General features: G+C 66.7%; 3 protein-coding genes. 2 read left to right on the forward strand and 1 reads right to left on the reverse strand.

The annotated features are described in order from the left end of the window. Positions 1–924: AAA family ATPase (locus V5A38_RS14485; protein ID WP_332326472.1), on the reverse strand; the 924-nt coding region annotated here is incomplete at its 3' end. Positions 925–1,137: 213 nt separating this feature from the next. Here V5A38_RS14485 and larC point away from each other — a divergent pair. Both larC and radB read left to right on the forward strand, forming a co-directional pair. After that, entirely contained in the window at positions 1,138–2,418 is a 1,281-nt protein-coding gene (gene larC, locus V5A38_RS14490; protein ID WP_332326473.1) for a nickel pincer cofactor biosynthesis protein LarC, read from the forward strand. 345 nt (positions 2,419–2,763) lie between these two features. Further along, complete coding sequence (radB, locus tag V5A38_RS14495) at positions 2,764–3,459, forward strand: DNA repair and recombination protein RadB (RefSeq protein WP_332326474.1); 696 nt, start codon at positions 2,764–2,766, stop codon at positions 3,457–3,459. The last annotated feature ends 115 nt before the right edge of the window (positions 3,460–3,574 follow it).

The following is a 3,574-nucleotide window of genomic DNA, read 5'->3' on the forward strand; positions in this document are numbered from 1 at the left end:
GCGGCGCTCGACCTCGCCGGTCACGTCCTCGCGCTTGGGCGCGATGGAGTCCAGTTCGTCGATGAAGATGATCGACGGGCTGTCGTCTTTCGCGTCCTCGAAGATCTCACGGAGCTGTTGTTCGGACTCGCCGTAGTACTTCGAGATGATCTCGGGGCCCGCGATGGAGAAGAAGCTCGCGGAGGTCTCGTTGGCCACCGCCTTCGCCAGCAGCGTCTTCCCCGTACCTGGCGGGCCGTGGAGCAGCACCCCCTGTGGCGGCTCGATGCCGAGTTTCTTGAAGATCTGGGGGTGTTTCATCGGCAGTTCGACCATCTCCCGGACGCGCTGGATCTCGTTCTCGAGACCGCCGATATCCTCGTAGGTGATGCCGCCGCCCGTCTTGTCGAACCCCGAGATTGGCTCCTCGCGGAGCTCCACCTCGGTGTCCTCGGTGACCAGACACACGCCGTCCGGGTCGGTCTCGACCGCGATGAGTGGGATGGCCTGTCCCGGCGAGCGCATGAACGGGTGGTTCGTGCTCGACATCACGGGGACGATATCGCGCTCGACGACCGGGCGTTTCAGGATCTGGCGCTTGACCATGCCCGCGGCCTCGGAGCCGAACTGCACCGACGCCTCTTCGGGCGGTGCGAGCACGAGTTTCTCGGCCTTCTCGGCCTCAGCCTTGCGGATGGTGACCCGCTCGCCGATGCCGACGTCCGCGTTCTGCCGGGTGAACCCGTCGATGCGGACGGTGTCGGTGTTCCAGTCCTGCCGGTCGGCCCGCCACACTTTCGCGGCGGTCGTCTCGGCGCCCTCGATCTCGATGATGTCGCCGGGTGAGAGCTTCAGATGCAGCAGCGTATCGGGGTCGAGCCGGGCGATACCACGACCCGAGTCGTTCGGGTACGCCTTCGCGATCTCTAGTTGAACTTCGTTCATAGTTGACCAGCGGGGAGGTTACCCGAAACCAAGGGGCCTCCGCGCATAAGTGTGGCGCTAGCGCGAGCTTTCTCGCCGACGGAACCCGGCCTAACGACCGCTGAGGACGGTTCCTGTCGGGTTTTCAGGTCCACGCATGACCCGGCCCTTGTGCGCGAACTGCCGCCGACTGGCTATCGCCGCGCCTTTCTTACCGCCCGCCCGAGCGGTGGTATGCAGACGCTCGCGTTCGACGGTCGGACCGGCGCCGCCGGCGATATGCTGCTCGGCGCGCTGCTCGCTGTGGGTGCCGACCGCAGCGTCCTCGACGTCGTGGAGGCGGCGCTTCCGGTACGCTACGAAACTGAACAGGTCGACCGGAACGGGATTCAGTCGACGCTCGTCCGGGTTGTCCTCGAGGCAGTTGCCGACAGCGCGGAGCACGACCACGATGAGGGCAGTCACACGCACGACCACAGCCACAGTGACCACGACCACAGCAACGACGCCGAGGGGCACGGTCACACCCGGACGTACGCGGAGGTGGTCGAACTGGTCGAGTCGATGGGACTCCCCGACAGCGCCGAGGCCGAGGCGCTGGAGACGTTCGAAATTCTGGGCGAAGCCGAAGCAGCGGTCCACGGCACCGACCTGAGGGAGACGGCGTTCCACGAGGTAGGCACTGACGACGCTATCGCCGACGTCGTGGGGTTCTGCCTTCTTCTCGACGACCTGCGCGAACGCGGCGTCGAGCGCGTGGTCACAACCCCCCTGTTCACCGGCGGGGGTGAGGTGACGTTCTCCCACGGCACCTACCCCGTGCCCTCACCCGCCGTCGTCGAGATTGCCGAGCGCGCGGACTGGTCGCTCCGCGGCGGTCCGATCGACACCGAACTGCTCACGCCGACGGGCGCGGCCATCCTCGCGGCTGTCGCGGAGGGCGTCGAGCGCCTGCCGGAACTGCGCGTCGACGCCTCGGGCTACGGCGCGGGCAAGAAGGCGTTCGACCAGCACCCGAACGTCGTGCGCGCGATCATCGGCGGAGGGGAGGGTGGGCTCACCCGCGAGGGGATCTCGGTGCTCGAAACCAACCTCGACGACGCGACCCCGGAGGTGCTGGGGAGTCTCCAGGAAACGCTCACGGCGGCCGGCGCGCGGGACGTGACGGTGGTCCCGACGACGATGAAGAAATCCCGGCCCGGTCATCTGGTGAAGGTGGTCTGCAACCCCACAGATGCAGAGCGGGTCGCGCGCCGACTGGCCGAGGAAACGGGCACCCTGGGCGTCCGGGAGCACGGCGCGGGCCACCGCTGGGTCGCCCAGCGGCGATTCGAGACAGCTACGCTCTCCATCAGGGGTGCGGACTACGAGGTGGCGGTGAAGATCGCGAGCGACGAGGCGGGGACGGTGTTCGACTACAGCGCGGAGTACGACGACGCGCTCGCGGTGGCCAAGGAGACGGGGCTGCCGGTGCGGGACGTGGTTCGCCGGGCTGAGGAGCAGGTCCGAGAGTAGGAATACTGCCGCGGTTGGGAGTGTCCTGTACCGCTGGAGCGTAGTGGGGTGAATTGCCAGGAGGGCGATATGGGCGAGGACGGATACCGGTCGCTCGCAGCCCGGGCGGGGGTCGTTCTACCCTTTCTCCTGCTCGGCGGGTAGTTCTCCGTCTGTGAGCAAACCGTGCTCGAAGTCGTCGGCCTCTCCTGGTTCCTATCAGTCGTTCTGACCGTTATCGGCGCCATCCCGCTGCCGTGGCACGCCATCGTCGATTGCTGTGGCATCACGACCCCCTTCTATCGTTACCGGGGAGCTGGCCCAAGTTCCGAGCCCTTTCGTAGTAGTACGCGCAACGACGTCCCAATGACTCACCCCGTCTCTACCGGCTGCCTGCCCGTCGACGACCTGCTCGGCGGCGGCTTCGAGCGCGGCACCGTCACGCAGGTGTACGGCGAACCAGCGGCGGGGAAAACGAACCTCGTGCTCTCGGCGGCCGTCTCCGCAGCTGTCGAGGGCGGGCGGGCGCTCTACATCGACACCGAGGGGCTCTCGCTTGACCGGTTCCAGCAGCTCGTCGAAGCCCGGACCGACGAGGAGAGCTTCGAGGACGTCGCCACGCGAATCGTCGTCTCCGAGGCCCACGATTTCGACGAGCAGGCCGAAGCGGTCCGCGACGCCGAGGAGTTCGTCGAGAACACCGACCTCATCGTGCTCGACTCCGCGACCGGCTTCTACCGGCTGGAGCGCGCGGGCGACAGCTCCGGCGGGCAGTCCCTCCGCAAAGTTGCGAGTCAGGTCACCCACCTGCTCTCGCTCGCCCGGAAACACGACATCGCCGTCGTCATCACCAATCAGGTGTTCCGTGACCCGGACGCCGACCGGACCCGCGGGCTGGGCGGCAACACGTTGGAGCACTGGACCGGCGTTGTACTCCGCCTGGAGCGATTCCGCGGCGGCAATCGCCGCGCAGTGCTGGAGAAACACCGTTCGAAAGCCACGGGCGAGACGGCGTCGTTCCGCATCGTCGAGGACGGGCTGGAATCGACCGACGAGTTCTGAGGGTCGAAGGCAGGGTAGTTGAAAAAAAAAAAGAGTCGGCCTCGAAGCTCGATAGAAGATACGAACGGGGCGTTTACAGCTCGTTCAGCTTCCGGAGTAGCTGGCCGCGGTACTC

The organism is Halolamina sp., from assembly GCF_036626355.1.
GTDB lineage: Archaea > Halobacteriota > Halobacteria > Halobacteriales > Haloferacaceae > Halolamina.

Excerpts from the sequence above, each read along its gene's own strand:
- larC (WP_332326473.1), top strand. The coding sequence starts at position 1,138 with ATGCAGACGCTCGCGTTCGACGGTCGGACCGGCGCCGCCGGCGATATG.
- radB (WP_332326474.1), top strand. The coding sequence starts at position 2,764 with ATGACTCACCCCGTCTCTACCGGCTGCCTGCCCGTCGACGACCTGCTC.